General features: G+C 48.9%; 10 protein-coding genes. 6 read left to right on the forward strand and 4 right to left on the reverse strand.

The window, feature by feature from the left end:
* Nucleotides 1–40: 40 nt before the first annotated feature.
* Entirely contained in the window at nt 41–1,993 is a 1,953-nt protein-coding gene (locus tag D082_RS03800; protein WP_028949072.1) for an FAD-dependent oxidoreductase, read from the reverse strand.
* A gap of 378 nt (nt 1,994–2,371) precedes the next feature.
* On the opposite strand from D082_RS03800, the gene D082_RS03805 reads away from it, so the two are divergent.
* From D082_RS03805 to secA, 3 genes are all read left to right on the forward strand, one after another.
* Nucleotides 2,372–2,770, forward strand: coding sequence for a DUF4253 domain-containing protein (locus D082_RS03805; RefSeq protein WP_028949071.1), 399 nt, complete (start codon nt 2,372–2,374; stop codon nt 2,768–2,770).
* A 284-nt stretch (nt 2,771–3,054) separates the two neighbouring features.
* Nucleotides 3,055–3,675 (forward strand): TMEM165/GDT1 family protein, encoded by a 621-nt coding sequence (locus D082_RS03810; protein ID WP_028949070.1) that lies wholly within the window; start codon nt 3,055–3,057, stop codon nt 3,673–3,675.
* 189 nt (nt 3,676–3,864) lie between these two features.
* Nucleotides 3,865–6,663: a preprotein translocase subunit SecA gene (gene secA, locus D082_RS03815; protein ID WP_028949069.1), complete on the forward strand. Its 2,799-nt coding sequence runs from the start codon at nt 3,865–3,867 to the stop codon at nt 6,661–6,663.
* Between the two features lie 26 nt (nt 6,664–6,689).
* On the opposite strand, the gene D082_RS19360 is transcribed toward secA, so the two are convergent.
* Both D082_RS19360 and D082_RS03825 read right to left on the reverse strand, forming a co-directional pair.
* The gene (locus tag D082_RS19360; RefSeq protein WP_304413389.1) at nt 6,690–10,310 is read right to left on the reverse strand and encodes an EAL domain-containing protein; all 3,621 of its coding nucleotides are present in this window, start codon (nt 10,308–10,310) and stop codon (nt 6,690–6,692) included.
* Nucleotides 10,311–10,960: 650 nt separating this feature from the next.
* On the reverse strand, nt 10,961–12,562 hold the full coding sequence (locus D082_RS03825) for a 2-isopropylmalate synthase (RefSeq protein ID WP_028949068.1): 1,602 nt from the start codon (nt 12,560–12,562) through the stop codon (nt 10,961–10,963).
* Nucleotides 12,563–12,746: 184 nt separating this feature from the next.
* Between D082_RS03825 and yvcK the strand changes: the two genes are divergently transcribed.
* On the forward strand, nt 12,747–14,135 hold the full coding sequence (gene yvcK / locus D082_RS03830) for a gluconeogenesis factor YvcK family protein (protein WP_028949067.1): 1,389 nt from the start codon (nt 12,747–12,749) through the stop codon (nt 14,133–14,135).
* Nucleotides 14,136–14,364: 229 nt separating this feature from the next.
* Complete coding sequence (gene dprA / locus D082_RS03840; RefSeq protein ID WP_028949065.1) at nt 14,365–15,588, forward strand: DNA-processing protein DprA; 1,224 nt, start codon at nt 14,365–14,367, stop codon at nt 15,586–15,588.
* 34 nt (nt 15,589–15,622) lie between these two features.
* On the opposite strand, the gene D082_RS03845 is transcribed toward dprA, so the two are convergent.
* Complete coding sequence (locus D082_RS03845; RefSeq protein ID WP_010872007.1) at nt 15,623–15,949, reverse strand: YbjQ family protein; 327 nt, start codon at nt 15,947–15,949, stop codon at nt 15,623–15,625.
* 73 nt (nt 15,950–16,022) lie between these two features.
* On the opposite strand from D082_RS03845, the gene D082_RS19385 reads away from it, so the two are divergent.
* Nucleotides 16,023–16,133, forward strand: coding sequence for a DUF4160 domain-containing protein (locus D082_RS19385; RefSeq protein ID WP_369796142.1), 111 nt, complete (start codon nt 16,023–16,025; stop codon nt 16,131–16,133).
* Nucleotides 16,134–16,231: the final 98 nt, after the last annotated feature.

Below are 16,231 nucleotides of genomic sequence, written 5' to 3' on the forward strand. Positions count from 1 at the left end.
GCAACCTCAAATTAGTTAGCCCCAATCCTGTTACGAAAGATTAAATTTGCAAAATCCCCTCTGGCATCACCGTTAATAATTCCCGCCGTTGCAAACCTTCTTGGTGACAAATGGCATTGGCGGACAGTAAGCCACTGCTGATGGCCCGCTCCATCAAACCACAGGGAAAAGGCATTTTTACCCAATCCCCTGCAAAAAATAGGTTCGCCACTGGAGTTGCGGTTTCCGGGCGATCGCCGTAGCTGTTGGGGGGAAAACCGGAGAAATTTTTCTGGTTAACCAATTCCCGGTGCAACAGGTTGGCCGTAGCCAAGGAAGGGACAATTTCATACAATTCCTGCTCAAAGGTGGCTAGCAAATCCCCTTGGGTGGGAAATTCTTTTTCTTTGTAGCAATAGGCGTGTAACTCCACCACACTGCCCCCGGTGCGCTCGGCCCAGGCGATAAATTGATTTTGGATGCGGTGATAGAGGGTAATACTGTCGGTGAGACGATAGCCGGATAGGGAAGCGAAGTTACTGTGGGGCCAGTCAAAGTCTTGGTCAAACCAGAAGCGAGCCACCGCAAAGGGATCAGCCACTGCTAGATTTTTCACCTGCTGGACAAATTGGGGGTTAACATCTCCATCCAGGCGATCGGCCAGGTTTTTCATACCCACCACGTCCGCTGCCAACACATAATAATCCGCCTTTAACGTTGTCGTCGGTGGTTTATTTTGGGTGCGGGAAACTAACTGTACTTCTTCTCCATTACCCCCCGGTTGAATGGCAAACTTGGCCAAATTTCGCTTAGCCGGGCCCTGGACTACTTTTCCATCGCTGTCATACACGGCGCCGTGGCAGGGACAGACAAATTGACCATTTTCCTGTTTGGCAACGGTGCAACCCTGGTGACTACAGGTGAGGGATAGAGCCTCTTTTCCTTCTGGCTTAGCCCAATAAACCCGATCGCCAGCGCCGTAATAAACATTATCTCCGGGATTAGCCCGGGCCAACAGGTCGTTACGAGTTACTGTGAAAGGCACATCGCTAACTGGATCATCCCCCTGGACATATTGAAGGGATTGGATTTTCCCCTGGTCACAATTAATGGCACTGACGGTGGCTTCGGTGATAATTTCCCCACCGTTAGCTTGAATCGATTGCACCATGGGCATCACCAAACTGGTGACCATATCGTCCTTGGTGCCGTTGAAAGCCAGGCCTTCGGGATTACCGAAAAAGTAGAAATGGAAAAATTGCATCAATTCCCCCGCACTCAAAACATCGGGGGCATTAAGGCTAGATTTAGCAAAGGGCAAAAAGTAGAGATCATATAAGCCCTTGGGAAATCCTTTGGCTACCCAATCGCTCACTGTGATACTGTCTAGCTGATCATAGCTTTTGGGAATCTGGAACCCCGTAATAGCCCGGAATACCTGCCAATGGGATGGCTTGGTTAAATTAATGCCCCAGCGCAGACGATTGGGGGAAGAAATGGTCAGGTCAACAATGTTCCAGGGAAAGGCAGAATGACTGGGACGAAACACCTCCGGCTCGTAGCCTTCTTTAAACACCAGGGAGTAGAAATCCAAAGACCGGAAATTGTCGGCGATCGCCAACTCATTCACAATGCTTTTTAGATTGTAATATTGGGGAAAAAAACCGTGGAAACCGTGCTCCATCTGGAAAGTTTCTTCCCCCACCTGGATGGGCCAACCCGCCACCTTGCCTCCCAAATTCGGGGACTTCTCCAACAGGGTGACCTTAAAACCCCGTTTACTCAGTTCATAGGCCGAAGCTAAACCCGCTAAACCGGCCCCCACCACCACCACCGACTTGGGCTGGGACAAATATTGGGGCAAATCCAGGCGATCGGTGTCGTACCGGGCAGGTTGGGGCTTAGCTAAGCGGGAATAACCAATGGCGCCCCCCAGGGTACCTACCCCTAAAAGTTTTAGCGCAGTGCGACGGGAAACAACGGTGGAATTAGGATTGGGGGATGGTTCAGTCATGCAAAGGGCAGACGGTAAAAGTGAGAGCTAGGGGGGCATTAAATAGTTCAGCCCTGATTCTAATCGCTCTACCCCAAAACTTTCTACCCAAAAATTAATTTTGAATTTAGTGGAGGTGAGCGGTAAACCCTACGCCTTGACCCTTAATTCGGCAGTGGAATGAAGAGGAACACCGACCTTAATTTGTACTTTAGGTCCATTGTCCTGATAACTAACTCAGACAAATTAGGGGCTTGGCAATCAATCGTCGGATTGGATGATTTCGGAGAAGCACTATCAGATTCTACTAAAGTATTGGATCTGGAAAAATATCCAGGGGAACTGAGATAATAGTTAGTGGTGATGGTTTTGCTGCAATCCTAGCCCATCAGTTGTTTTATGCTCGACCTAACAGCAATTATTGATCAGCAAACCAATGGTATCAATTACGATATCACCACGGAAGATTTGATTGTCAAACTTCGAGAGTGGGATAAGCAATATGGCATTGAAATCAGTGAAGTTTCCTTTGACAGTCTCATAGTCCGCTTTGAGAACTTACCGGGGGATTTAGAAGCCCTAGCTCGGGAAATCTATGAGTTTTGCCCTGACGTCATTGACCAGGGGTTTGGCTGTTTTGACGATGCCCTCCCGATGATGATGGCTTCTGGCCAGGAAGTTCCCCCAGAAACCGAGGCTTTGCTGACAGGAGTGGATTGGAATGATCCCGATTTTGGCCTAACCATATTGAAAAATTCTCTACATCAAGACCGAGCAGTTTTCCTGTGGTGGGATTAGGTTCAGTTATTTGGAGGCGATCGCCTGACGGATATGGGGTTAAGGGGTGTTGAAAAAACGAATATTTATAGTATTAGTGTTTTGATTAATGAAGCTTTTTCCTATACAATTACTAAAGTAAGCACTAAAAAATAATGAAATAAAAATGAAGAGAAAATGAAAAAATTATGAATTAATTTGGAGTAAATGATTGACAGAAAAGTTTGATTTTTCTAAAGAGAAACAGCTTAGTTTATGATAAATTGAGCAGTGGTTCACCGTGTCGATATGCCATTGGGCAATTTATGCTAACTGCTTTTACTGCCGGTTTATTGTTGATAACTATCTCGGAATTAGGGGATAAAACTTTTTTTATTGCCATGATTTTAGCCATGCGCTATCCCCGCCGTTGGGTGTTAGTCGGAGTAGTGGGAGCATTGGCCACAATGACCATTTTGTCAGTGTTAATGGGACAAATTCTTACCTTTCTGCCCACTAGATATATCAACTATGCCGAGGTAGCTCTTTTTTTGATTTTTGGCACAAAGTTATTGTGGGATGCTTATTGGATGAAAGCCACGGCAAATCTAGAGGAAATGGAAGATGCGGAAAAAGCCATTGCCTCCGGCGAGAAAAAGCTGAAAATCGTACCCCGGGGATGGGGCATTGTGGTGGAAAGCTTTGCCCTCACCTTTGTAGCGGAATGGGGCGATCGCACTCAAATTGCGACCATTGCTTTGGCGGCGTCCAATAACGCTTGGGGAGTATCGGCAGGGGCCATTCTTGGTCATACCATCTGTGCGGTGATTGCGGTGATGGGAGGAAAATTTGTGGCAGGGCGTATTTCTGAGAAAACAGTGACTTTGATCGGTGGTCTTTTATTTTACTTATTTGCTGCGATTTCCTGGTGGACCAAGGTTGCTTAGGGCTTGGATTCGTTGACCAACCATTACCACTGATGGAATCAAATTCCTCTACCGACCGGAACGATACGGAATGTTAAGATAGGTCGTTGAAGGATTGCTCCCTTCTTGGCAAAAAGTCGAGAGAACGGCGATCGCCAGACCATTAAATTCCCCATTTAGACTGCCCATCGGTTCCCTACCCCAAGTCCCATGTTTAAAACCCTCTTTGGTGATCCCAATACCCGCAAACTGAAAAAGTTTCAGCCCTACGTGGCGGAGGTCAATCTCTACGAAGAGGACATTGAAAAGCTGTCTGACGAAGAGTTGAAGTATAAGACCGTCGAGTTTCGGGGAGCGTTGGATAGGGCCCGCACCGATGCGGAAACAGAGGAAATCTTGGATGAAATTTTACCCGAAGCTTTTGCCGTAGTGCGGGAAGCGGGCAAGCGGGTACTGGGTATGCGTCACTTTGACGTGCAACTGCTGGGGGGCATCATTCTCCACAAAGGGCAAATTGCGGAAATGAAAACCGGGGAAGGGAAAACGTTGGTGGCCACTCTGCCTTCCTATCTGAACGGTTTAACGGGGAAAGGGGTCCATGTGGTGACGGTGAACGATTACTTGGCCCGGCGGGATGCGGAATGGATGGGGCAAATTCATCGCTTTTTGGGCTTGACAGTGGGTCTAGTACAATCTGGTATGACTCCGGAGGAACGGAAAAAGAATTACGCCTGCGACATCACCTACACCACCAACAGCGAACTAGGCTTTGATTATTTGCGGGACAACATGTCCACCGCCATGATTGAAGTAGTACAGCGTCCCTTTAACTACTGCATCATCGACGAAGTAGACTCGATTTTGATTGACGAAGCCCGTACTCCTTTGATTATTTCTGGTCAGGTGGAACGGCCCACGGAAAAATATTTGCAGGCGTCGGACATTGCCGCCCAGCTAGAGCCGGAAATCCATTATGAAGTGGATGAAAAACAGCGTAATGTACTGATGACCGATGAAGGATTTGAGAAGGCGGAACAATTACTAAAAACCACTGATTTGTTTGATAAAAATGATCCCTGGGCCCACTACATTTTCAATGCGATCAAAGCGAAGGAATTATTCCTCAAGGATGTGAACTACATTGTCCGTAATGGGGAAGTGGTAATCGTGGATGAATTCACCGGCCGGATTATGGTGGGACGCCGTTGGAGTGACGGTCTGCACCAGGCGATCGAAGCGAAGGAACGGGTGGAAATTCAAAAAGAAAGTCAGACTTTGGCTACCATTACCTATCAAAATTTCTTTTTGCTTTATCCCAAACTTTCTGGCATGACGGGGACCGCCAAAACGGAAGAAACGGAGTTGGAAAAGGTTTATAACCTCCAGGTGACCATCACCCCCACCAATCGTCCTTCTAGCCGTCAAGATTGGCCCGATGTGGTCTATAAGAACGAGGAAGCGAAATGGAAAGCGGTGGCGTTGGAGTGTGAAGAACTCCATCGGCAGGGTCGTCCCATCCTGGTGGGTACCACCAGCGTGGAAAAATCAGAAGTTATTTCTCGGTTGTTGCAGGCCAGTGGCATTCACCATAACTTGCTCAATGCCCGGCCAGAGAATGTGGAACGGGAATCGGAAATTGTTGCCCAAGCAGGACGTAAGGGGGCGGTGACCATTGCCACCAACATGGCTGGTCGGGGTACGGACATTATTCTGGGGGGGAACTCGGACTATATGGCTCGCCTTAAGGTGCGGGAATATTTGATGCCGAAAATTGTCCGTCCCGAAGATGATGAGTTGGGAGTTGGGGTAACAGGTTGGGTGAGCGGCCGGGAAAAACCCCAGGGCTTTGGCAATCAAAATGGCAAGAAAAAGGTGAAAACCTGGCAGGTATCCCCGGACATTTACCCCACCACCATTAGCCAGGAAACGGAGGAATTGCTCAAAAAAGCAGTGAAGTTTGCGGTGGACCAATACGGACTGCAAAGTTTGACGGAACTGGAAGCGGAAGATAAATTGGCGATCGCCTCGGAGAAGGGTCCCACCGATGATCCGGTCATTCTCAAACTGCGGGAAGTGTACAACCAAATTCGTCGAGAGTACGAAGTATTGACCTCGGCGGAACATAAAGAAGTGGTGGAATTGGGAGGATTACACGTAATTGGTACGGAACGCCATGAATCCCGTCGGGTAGATAACCAACTGCGGGGGCGGGCTGGTCGCCAAGGGGACCCCGGTTCCACTCGCTTTTTCCTGAGCCTGGAAGATAACTTACTCCGCATTTTTGGCGGCGATCGGGTGGCGGGACTGATGAATATGTTCCGGGTGGAAGAAGATATGCCCATCGAGTCGAAAATGCTCACCGGCTCCCTAGAAGGGGCCCAGAAAAAGGTGGAAACCTATTACTACGACATCCGTAAGCAGGTGTTTGAGTATGACGAAGTAATGAATAACCAACGGAAGGCCATCTATGCGGAGCGCCGTCGGGTGCTGGAGGGTTTGGATCTAAAAGAACAGGTATTGGTCTATGCCGAAAAAACCATGGATGAAATTGTCGATGCCTACGTCAATCCGGAATTACCCCCCGAGGAATGGGACGTGGAAAATATGCTTGATAAGGCTAAACAGTTCGTTTATTTGCTCGAAGATCTAACAGTGGAGGATCTGGGGGATATGACCGTGTGGGAAATGAAAACCTTTTTCCACGAAGAAGTCCGCAAAGCCTATGACCTCAAGGAAAACCAGGTGGATAAGGTGCGTCCGGGGCTAATGCGGGAAGCAGAACGGTATTTTATCTTGCAACAGATCGACAATCTCTGGCGGGAACATCTCCAGTCCATGGAGGCTCTCCGGGAGTCCATTGGACTACGGGGTTATGGGCAAAAAGATCCATTGATTGAATACAAGCAGGAAGGTTACGAAATGTTCCTGGAAATGATGATCGACATTCGTCGCAATGTGGTTTATTCCCTCTTCCAGTTCCAACCCCAGCAACAACCCCAAACTGTTTAATAAACCTAGGTTTGCCTATCTAGATGCTATTCAGCCACAGCCGGAATCAGCCACTGGGGCATTTGGAGTGCTAAAAAATCGATTAACTTCTCTGAGGGAATGGGTTGGGCAAAATAATAACCCTGCCCCCCGTCACACCCCAGCCAGTGCAGTTGGGTCAAATGTTTTTCCGTTTCAATGCCCTCAGCAATTACGTCCAATCCTAGGGTGTGGGCTAGGGTAACAATGGTGTGGACAATGGCGGTGTTTTGGTCGTTGGGCTCCATGGCGTTAACAAAGGAGCGGTCAACTTTAAGGGTCGTAATGGGAAAACGGTGTAGATAACTGAGGGAAGAATAGCCAGTGCCAAAATCATCGAGGGAAATTTGAATATTTCTGCGTCGCAGATTCAAGAGTACGTCGGCAGCTAGATCTAAATTGTCAATCAATAAACTTTCTGTAATTTCCAGTTTGAGGTCCTGGGGAGCCAAATTGGTGGTGGCTAGAATTTCGTCCACCGTTTGGATAATTCGCTGATCTCGTAGTTGACGCACGGAAACATTGACACTCACCTGAAGGTAGGGCAGCCGGGGGAAATGCTGCTTCAGTTTCAGTATTTGCTGACTCGCCTCCCAGAGAATCCAGTCCCCCATGGGCACAATCAACCCTGTTTCTTCGGCGATCGCCACAAATTCCCCGGGCAAGAGTAAACCTTCTTCGGGATGTTGCCAGCGCAAAAGGGCTTCCACTCCTTGCAACTGCCCTGTTTTTAGGCACACAATCGGCTGGTAATGTAACCTCAACTCATGGCGATCGATCGCCCGACGCAAATCATTCTCCCGCTGGAGCCTCTGGACAGCATGGTGGTGCATGGTCTGGTTAAAAATGGCATAGCGGCCCTTCCCTGCGGCTTTGGCTCGATACATAGCGGTGTCCGCATCCCGCAAAATATCCTGGGGATGACGGTAGTAGGCATGGTTAAGGGCAATGCCAATGCTGGTATTGGTAAAAATTTCCTGGCCCTTCAGGTTAAAGGGTTTTTGTAGTACGTAGTGAATTCTTTGGGCAATGGCCACCACATCTTCGGGACAGGTGATGTTTTCAATCAACATGGTGAATTCGTCCCCCCCCAACCGAGCCAGGGTATCTTCCGGGCGCAAACATTGACGCAGGCGGTGGGCAATGCCCTGGAGTAGTAAATCTCCGCAGCTGTGCCCCAAACTATCGTTAATAATTTTAAATCCGTCCAAATCCAGGAACAGCACCGCAAAACGAAACTCCTGACGGCGTAAATTCCTTTGTAGAGCATGGCCCAGGCGGTCGAGAAAGAGTAGCCGATTGGGCAAATTAGTTAGGGGATCGTGGTTGGCGTTGTAGTGGAGTTTTTCCGCCGCTGATTTCCGTTCGGTAATGTCGCTGTCAATGCCATCGATGCGGATGGGACGGTCTTGGTTATCCCGCACCAATTGGCTACGGCGAAAGAGCCATCTTTCCTTGCCCGCCGGTTGAATAATACGATACTCCAATTCCGTGTGGCCCTTTTCCATCAGCAATTGCAGATGACATTCCAACAAAGGGCGATCGCCGGGATGGACCCCTTCAAACCAAAAATTCTTACTCTGGTAACAGGTTTGGAGGCACTGACCATAGACAATGGCTGTGGCAGGGTTGAGATAAAGGGTGGCAAAACTGACCGCATCCGCTGACCAAACCACATCTTGGATAGAACCTAAAATGCCTTCTAGGCGTTGCTCACTGGCGGAAAGGGCCTGCTCCACAGATTTCCGGGCGGTGATATCTGTTAACATGACCAACTCGCCCCGATAGTTGCCCCATTCGTCATACCAAGCACTGCGGGACACTAAACCCCAGAGCACACTGCCATCCCTCCGTTGGAGTTGTACATCATAAACCTGGTAATGGTTCGGCAACACGCAACTGGGAAAAGATTGGAGGCATTCCTGATGCTCCTGTTCTGACTCCGGCAAATGGTGGATGGCCAGCACAAAGGCAGTGATGTTTTTATCTAAAATCTCCTGCACCGAATATCCCAACATATCGGCCAACTGTTGGTTAGCAAAGATAGTTTGCTGCTCTTGGTCTAAAATCCAAATGCCCTCGGAAGTCAGCTCTACAATGTGGCGGTATTTTTTCTCACTTTCGGCCAGGGCATGGCGGGCTTGGTATTGTTCTGTAATATCCCGTAGGGAAACCAAAAATGCTTTGCCCTTTTGCCAATGGATGGAAGAAACTCGCATTTCCGCGACCACCAAACTACCGTCGGGGGGAGTGAGGGTAATTTCGGTAACTTGATTGGCCACAAAAGGTATGCCAAAGGGTTGTTGGAGTAGTTCATGCTCCCGCCGTTTAAACATCTCTTTGGCAGCCGGGTTGACAAATTGGATAATTCCCTCTTGATCGACAATTAATAGCCCATCGGTGATGGTGACAATCATGCTACTGAAGAATTCTTCACTGGCCCGTAGCTGTTGCTCTGCTAATTTTTGTTGGGTAACATCGGTTTGAATACCGATGAAATTAACGAGGAAGTTTTGCTGATTATAGATAGGGGAAAGGTATAAATGATTCCAAAAAAATGCGCCATCTTTGCGATAGTTTTTCAGCACTACTTCGCACTCCTGTCCGTGGGCGATCGCCGTGCGGAGTTTTTCTAGTTGTTTATTTTGTTCCCCTTGGCGGTCTTCATTGAGCAGAAAACGACAGTTTTGCCCAATCACTTCCTCCCGATTAAAACCGGTAATAGTTTCAAAGCCTTGGTTAGCATAGACCACCAAATTATCTGAGCCCAGGGCATCGGCGATCAAAATGCCGTTAGAACTGGCATCAATGGCCTGTTGCAACAGCAATAATCTCTCTTCGTACTCCTGGCGGTCGATGGCCGCGGCAAGGATATGGCTAGCCACCGTCAAAAACTCAATTTCTTCCTCAGTAAATTTACGAATAGTCAGACTGTAGACGCCCAAAACCCCAAACGCAGTCCGGGGCCCCGCCACCATTAAATTTATGCCGCTGATAATACCGAGGTTATGTAGTAAAGGAGAAGCTCGAAACTTTTGACTTATCCTTAAATCTAGTTCAATAATAGGCTCATACTCTTCCACCCGGCGATCGCCATTATGTTGAATGGTATAGCCAGCATAGGAACGATTAGTGGCATCAATGGTATAGTTGCCCACCAAAGACTCCTCCCAACCATTCCCGGCGCAGAGCAATAGGGCTGAACGATTTGGCAACAATTCCCAGATGCCGCAATAATCCACCCCTAGAGTGGCACAAATCAACTCTGTAGCTTGGTCAAAAAACTCGTACAAATCCCGGCTCAGCATGCCCCACTGTCCCAAACGGGCTAGGGCTCTCTGTAGACCAGAGGCATGGGACGGGGACGACGGCAATCTCTGTCTATGGTATTGGCTCAGTTCCTGGGCTAATTCTTCCCTGGCCGCCTCCGTTGCTGCTAACCGTCGTTTGAGATGCTCAATTTCCCGTTGTTGTGGATGCTCCAAATTAGTGGCAATCTGTTTTTGTTGATGTTGATGAGTTTGCCCAAGGGTCCAAAAACCATGGGAAAGGGGCGACTCTACCAAGCTTCTCTGTTTAGCAACCCACCAAGGCACCGGAGGAAACTTGAAAAGAGACCAAATATTCATTCAATACATTTGAGCGAAAAAAATCTTCCCCGGGGCCATCATACCTGCGGGGAACATAACTAAATTATAGGTCTTGGCTCCTCCCCCCATGGGGATCAGGGGTGGTTTAGCAACAAATTGTGATGTTTGCTACCAAACATTTAGGGTGAACTAGGAGTCGGTTTTGGGCAGTCCTGGAAAAGCCCCAAGTTTCCCTCCCAAAACTCGGTAATTTGGTTGACATCAGGAGGAGTTTCCCCGAATCCAATCCACCCAGGCTAGGAAGGTTAATCCGGTATCCACTCAGTTGACATCATCCCTTCCGTAAAGTAGAGGCATTCCTAAACCTCACGATTTAGGTTGCTGCTTCGTAGCAACGGCCTCTACTCTCCAGGGGTTTTATCGCCTTACGTTTGCGAGCCAGACTGTCCCCCCAAGCCCTGGGGTTCTTGGGTGTCGATTTTTAACAAAAAGACTGTTATTGGTTGATTCAAGGGATGGACTGCCCATTGCCCCATCCTTTTTTCCCAGTCTACCCATTTGTCTGCGCCGCCAGCTTTACTGGAATCCGCTTGTTAGGTTGTCCGAATCCATCGCCTCGGGGGGGGGGTCCGTCACCACTGCCACCGTATCTCGTCAAGCCGTCCTTTTGGACCCATTCTCTTGATAAATTACAGGGAAGCCACCACTGGAGGATTTTGCTGGGACTTCTGCAGTGCCGCATAGAGACGGTTTAGTGCCCCCAAATAAGCCCGGGCCGAAGCGACGATAATATCGGTATTGGCCGCATAGCCAGTATAAATCACCCCGTTATGGCGCAGACGAACGCTCACTTTCCCCAGAGCATCAATACCTTCGGTGACGGAGGTGACGGAATATTCCAGTAACTCATTGGGTAATTGCACAATTTGATTAATGGCCTTATAAACTGCGTCCACAGGGCCCGTTCCGATCGCCACAGCGGTTTCTTCTTCCCCGGCAGGGGTACGGATGGTTAGGGTGGCGGTGGGCACAGAAGGCTCGCCACAGGAAACCTGTACCCGTTCCAAACGGAAGAGTTCGGGGGGTTGGCGAATTTCATCGTTAACAATGGCCTCTAGATCCCAATCGGTAATTTCTTTGCGTTTATCCGCCACTTCCTTAAAGCGAATAAAGGCGTTATTTAATTCCGTATCGCTCAGGTCAAAACCCAATTCCTTCAAGCGAGTACCGAAGGCATTGCGGCCGGACAGCTTACCCAACACAATTTGGTTATTGGTTAAACCGATGGATTCCGCATCCATAATCTCGTAGGTGAGCTTATTCTTCAGCACCCCATCCTGGTGAATACCGGACTCGTGGGCAAAGGCGTTGGCCCCGACAATGGCCTTATTGGGTTGGACCATCATCCCCGTTAACTCGGACACCAAGCGGGAAGTGGCGTAAATATGCTTGGTGTCAATGTTGGTCAAAGGTTCGGTGGAATCGGCGGGGCGACCTAAAAAGGGGTTGAAATAACTGCGGCGCACATGCAAAGCCATGACCAATTCTTCCAAGGCCGCATTGCCAGCCCGTTCGCCAATGCCATTGATGGTACATTCCAGTTGCCGAGCGCCATTTTTCACCGCTTCCAGGAAATTAGCCACCGCTAAGCCCAAATCATTATGGCCATGGACGGAAATAATTGCCTGGTCAATGTTGGGCACGTTATCGGCAATGCCTTTGATTAAAGCCCCATACTCCGCGGGGGTCGTGTAACCCACCGTATCAGGGATATTAATGGTGGTGGCCCCAGCGGCGATCGCCACTTCTAAAACTTGGTAAAGAAATTCGGGATCACTGCGCCCCGCATCCTCCGGGGAGAACTCAATGTCATCGACTAAGGATTTGGCATAGCTCACCATTTCCGGCACGATCGCCAACACTTCCGCTCGGGTTTTCTTTAACTTGTGCTCCAAGTGAATATCCGAGGTAGCTAAGAAGGTGTGAATACGGTGTTTAGCCGCCGGTTTTAACGCTTCCGCCGCCGCTTTGATATCTTTTTGGGTGGCCCGGGCCAAGCCACAAATCACCGGACCAGTTTCTGTTCCTACGGTTTGGGCAATTTTTTGCACCGCCTCAAAATCCCCAGGACTAGCAAAGGGGAAGCCCGCTTCGATAATGTCTACCCCTAAACGGGCTAGGGCCCTGGCGATCGATAGTTTTTCTTCCACGGTCAGGGTGGCTCCGGGGGACTGTTCCCCATCCCGAAGCGTGGTGTCGAAAATCAAAATGCGATCGGCAGGACTACTCATAATAAACGCACCTTTTCAAGGGTGAAAAAGACACAAATAGAACCCCATTCTATCTTGTCTATCTAGACGTTGGCATGGGGAGAGGGGGTAAAATCGGTAGCGATTGGTTTCCCCTAATGCGTTAAGGAGTAATTTGCTTCACCGTCCCATTGCTGTTTTTTCTCCCCATCTGCTTCCATAGCCCATGAGCCATAGCCGTTTCAAGTCCGCTAAGTCCGCCATGCGAAAGTTCAAGACCGAACAACGGAAGTTGGGCAATCGGGTTTCCCAGCGGACTCCCCCTAGGGTTAATCGTTGGTTTAAATGGATGGCTCCGGGATTGTTTGTCAAACGTTGGATGGTGATCAGCGCCGTTGGTTTGACTCTAATATTTTTGGGCTTAGCCATCTGGGTTAAGTTGACCCCAATTTTTCGCATTACGGAATTTGTTTCCGACACCCTCGGCTTTTTGACCAATCTTTTGCCCAATTATGTGTCTGGCCCGCTAATTTTGGCCTTAGGGCTTTTTTTTGTCTTTTGGGGCCAAAGCCGCACCGTTGGATACATTTCGGAGGTGTTGCAACCGGACAATGACCAGGAATTGGTGGATGTGCTGTTGGCCCACCGTCGCCTTAACAAAGGAGCAAAAATCGTGGTGGTGGGGGGCGGCACGGGTTTGTCTACCCTACTGCGGGGCCTGAAACATTACAGCGCTAACATTACTGCCATTGTCACCGTGGCCGATGACGGCGGTTCCTCCGGGCGTTTGCGGCGGGAAATGGGCATGTTACCCCCAGGGGATATTCGCAACTGCATTGCCGCTCTGGCGGACGAAGAAAAGTTACTAACGGAACTATTTCAATACCGTTTTAGGGCGGGAGATGGGCTTTCAGGCCATAGTTTCGGCAATTTGTTCATCACTGCCATGGCGGAAATTACCGGCGATTTGGAAATGGCGGCGATCGCCTGCTCGAAGGTGTTGGCGGTACGGGGGAAGGTGCTACCGGCCACCCTAGAGGATGTCAAACTCTGGGCAGAAATGGAGGACGGCCGCTATGTGGAGGGGGAATCCAACATCCCCGAAGCCCAAGGACGCATTCGTCGCATCGGTTGTTTACCGGAATCCCCTAGGGCCCTACCAGCGGTGCTCAAGGCCATTCGGGCGGCGGACTACATTATCATCGGCCCGGGCAGCTTATACACCAGTATTCTGCCCAATTTACTTATCCCCGAAATTCAAACGGCGATCGCCAAGGCCCAGGTGCCCCGCATTTATATTTGCAATGTGATGACCCAACCAGGGGAAACAGATAATTACACCGTCTCAGATCACTTAACGGCGATCGACCAGGTATCTCCGGAAAAACTATACGACGCAGTGTTGGTGCAAAGAAACCCTCCTTCTGCGCCGGTGTTGGAGAAATATGCCGCTGAAAATTCCCATCCTGTGTATCTTGATCGGGAAGCAGTTATCCAAAAAGGATGTCGCATTGTACTGGCCAATGTGATGCAGGAAGACGAAAAAAGTCATCAGGTACGCCATGACCCCCAAAGGTTAGCAAGGGTATTAATGCGCTGGTATGGCGGTCAGTAAGTTCAGGCAAGACTGGAAAGTTCTAACTGTTTGTGGAACAGGAAATCCCTAGAGTGATTCTGTATAATTCCTGTCTGTAACCTTTTTAGCACTGGGAGTATGCCAATATTAGTAAAAGGTTTTAAACTATTCTCTAGGGCGGTCAAGTTGCAGGGATATTCACCTTTCTTTACCGAGGCGGAAAACAGGTCTGACATGGCAAATCTTTTAACAGAGCTTTTAGTTGACTATGGCAAATTCTGAACGGGCCTACTGGTTAGCCTGGAGTCAAATTAAGGGGGTCGGGCCGATCCTACTCAAACGTCTGGCCCAACACTTTGAGTTACTGGAAAATGCCTGGAAAGCTAGGCCGATTGCCCTGGGGGAAGTGGAGGGTTTTGGCCATAAACTAATTGACAAAATTCTTGAACAAAGACATAAATTAGACCCATTTGAATTCTTAGAACAGCATCAACAAAAAAATTCCCAATTTCTCACCCCCGCCGACCCTGATTATCCCCAATTACTCTGGGAAATTCCCAGTCCGCCGCCGGTTTTGTACTATCTTGGCCGTCTTGATGGCCAGGAAAGTCGGGGGCAAATTCCCGGGGTAGGTATTGTGGGTACCCGTTACCCCACCGAGCATGGTAGCCGCTGGACCAGAAAAATTAGCCAGGCATTGGCAAAATCAGGCTTTACAGTTATTTCCGGTTTGGCCGCTGGCATTGATGCCGATGCCCACAGTAGTTGCCTCCGGGCCAATGGACGCACGATCGCCGTTTTAGGCACTGGGTTAGATTTAGTTTATCCGCCCCAAAATAGGCAATTGTTCGAGCAAATTGCCGCAGAAGGACTAATTTTAAGTGAATATCCCGTGGGAACGAAACCAGAACGGGGTAATTTTCCCGCCCGCAACCGCATCATCGCCGGGTTAAGTCGAGCAATATTAGTTATGGAAGCTCCTCCCAAATCTGGAGCATTGATTACGGCAGATTATGCCAACGACTTCAACCGGGATGTGTTCAGTTTGCCCAACTCCCCCGATATTCAAGAGGCCCACGGCTGTTTGCACCTACTCCACAAGGGGGCAGAAGTAATTCTGTCAGAAAATCAATTGTTGGCCAGCTTGGGAGCGATACCTTTACTGGATCAGTCGTCGGATCAAGCCAATGTCAATGGCAGACAACACAGTCCAAAATCCCAAGAGTCCTGGCAAAGTCAAGAGTATTTTTCCGCCGCAACCCTTGCCAGTCCCCATGGCAATGTGACTAATAAATCTTTTACCGAACCCCCCAAGGATCTAGACCCCAAGCTAAAAATAATTCTGTCCGCAGTGCAGGGTGAATCTACGGCCCTAGACCAAATCGTCAGCGTCACCGCCCTGGGCATCGGGGAAGTTTCTGCGGGATTGTTACAGTTGGAAATTATCGGTCTGATCAGTCAACAGCCGGGTATGCGTTATCAAAGAAGGTGAGTACCCAGAAGCACCAAATTAGGTTGGGTTGAGATTAATCGACTGTTACCGCTGTTCCCGTTGCGGTGATTAACAACAATGCTCCCCGGTCGTCAATGTTGATTGTTCCGGTGTTTACTGCCACCCCAATGACCCCATTGGCTCCCAATTTTTGGGCCCTTTCAGTCAATTCGGCGATCGCCTCTCGATGGCCTTTTTCAAAAATTTGTTCGTAGCTACCGGTTCTACCGCCAATTAAATCCCGAATGCCTGCAAAAAAATCCCGCAAAGCATTGGTGCCATATACCACTTCGGCGGTGACAATGCCATGGTAGCGAGCAATGGTCCGGCCTTGAACAATATCCGTTGTGGAAGTCAGCATAGTTTTAAGATTTTGTTTTAATAATTTTTAACCTCAAGGTTTATTAATGCTACCACCTCTAAAAATCCAAGAAATGCCCACAGTAATTAGGATTGCAAAATTTCGTTTTCATTTTTACTCAGACGAGGGATTGGAACCGGCACACATTCATGTTCGCTCTCCTGATGGTGAATGTAAATTCTAGCTTGAACCAGCAATACTGCTATCTTCTAACCATGGTATTCCTGTGCGTTAGTTGCGTAAAGTAGAGAAATTAGTTTATGAAAATCATCATTTTTTGAG

The organism is Synechocystis sp. PCC 6714 (assembly GCF_000478825.2).
Lineage (GTDB): Bacteria > Cyanobacteriota > Cyanobacteriia > Cyanobacteriales > Microcystaceae > Synechocystis.

What these genes read in the sequence shown, in the direction of transcription:
- D082_RS19360 (WP_304413389.1), bottom strand. Translation starts at nt 10,310, where the DNA reads ATGAATATTTGGTCTCTTTTCAAGTTTCCTCCGGTGCCTTGGTGGGTT.
- D082_RS03800 (WP_028949072.1), bottom strand. Translation starts at nt 1,993, where the DNA reads ATGACTGAACCATCCCCCAATCCTAATTCCACCGTTGTTTCCCGTCGC.
- D082_RS03845 (WP_010872007.1), bottom strand. Translation starts at nt 15,949, where the DNA reads ATGCTGACTTCCACAACGGATATTGTTCAAGGCCGGACCATTGCTCGC.
- yvcK (WP_028949067.1), top strand. Translation starts at nt 12,747, where the DNA reads ATGAGCCATAGCCGTTTCAAGTCCGCTAAGTCCGCCATGCGAAAGTTC.
- D082_RS03825 (WP_028949068.1), bottom strand. Translation starts at nt 12,562, where the DNA reads ATGAGTAGTCCTGCCGATCGCATTTTGATTTTCGACACCACGCTTCGG.
- dprA (WP_028949065.1), top strand. Translation starts at nt 14,365, where the DNA reads ATGGCAAATTCTGAACGGGCCTACTGGTTAGCCTGGAGTCAAATTAAG.
- secA (WP_028949069.1), top strand. Translation starts at nt 3,865, where the DNA reads ATGTTTAAAACCCTCTTTGGTGATCCCAATACCCGCAAACTGAAAAAG.
- D082_RS03810 (WP_028949070.1), top strand. Translation starts at nt 3,055, where the DNA reads ATGCTAACTGCTTTTACTGCCGGTTTATTGTTGATAACTATCTCGGAA.
- D082_RS19385 (WP_369796142.1), top strand. Translation starts at nt 16,023, where the DNA reads ATGCCCACAGTAATTAGGATTGCAAAATTTCGTTTTCATTTTTACTCA.
- D082_RS03805 (WP_028949071.1), top strand. Translation starts at nt 2,372, where the DNA reads ATGCTCGACCTAACAGCAATTATTGATCAGCAAACCAATGGTATCAAT.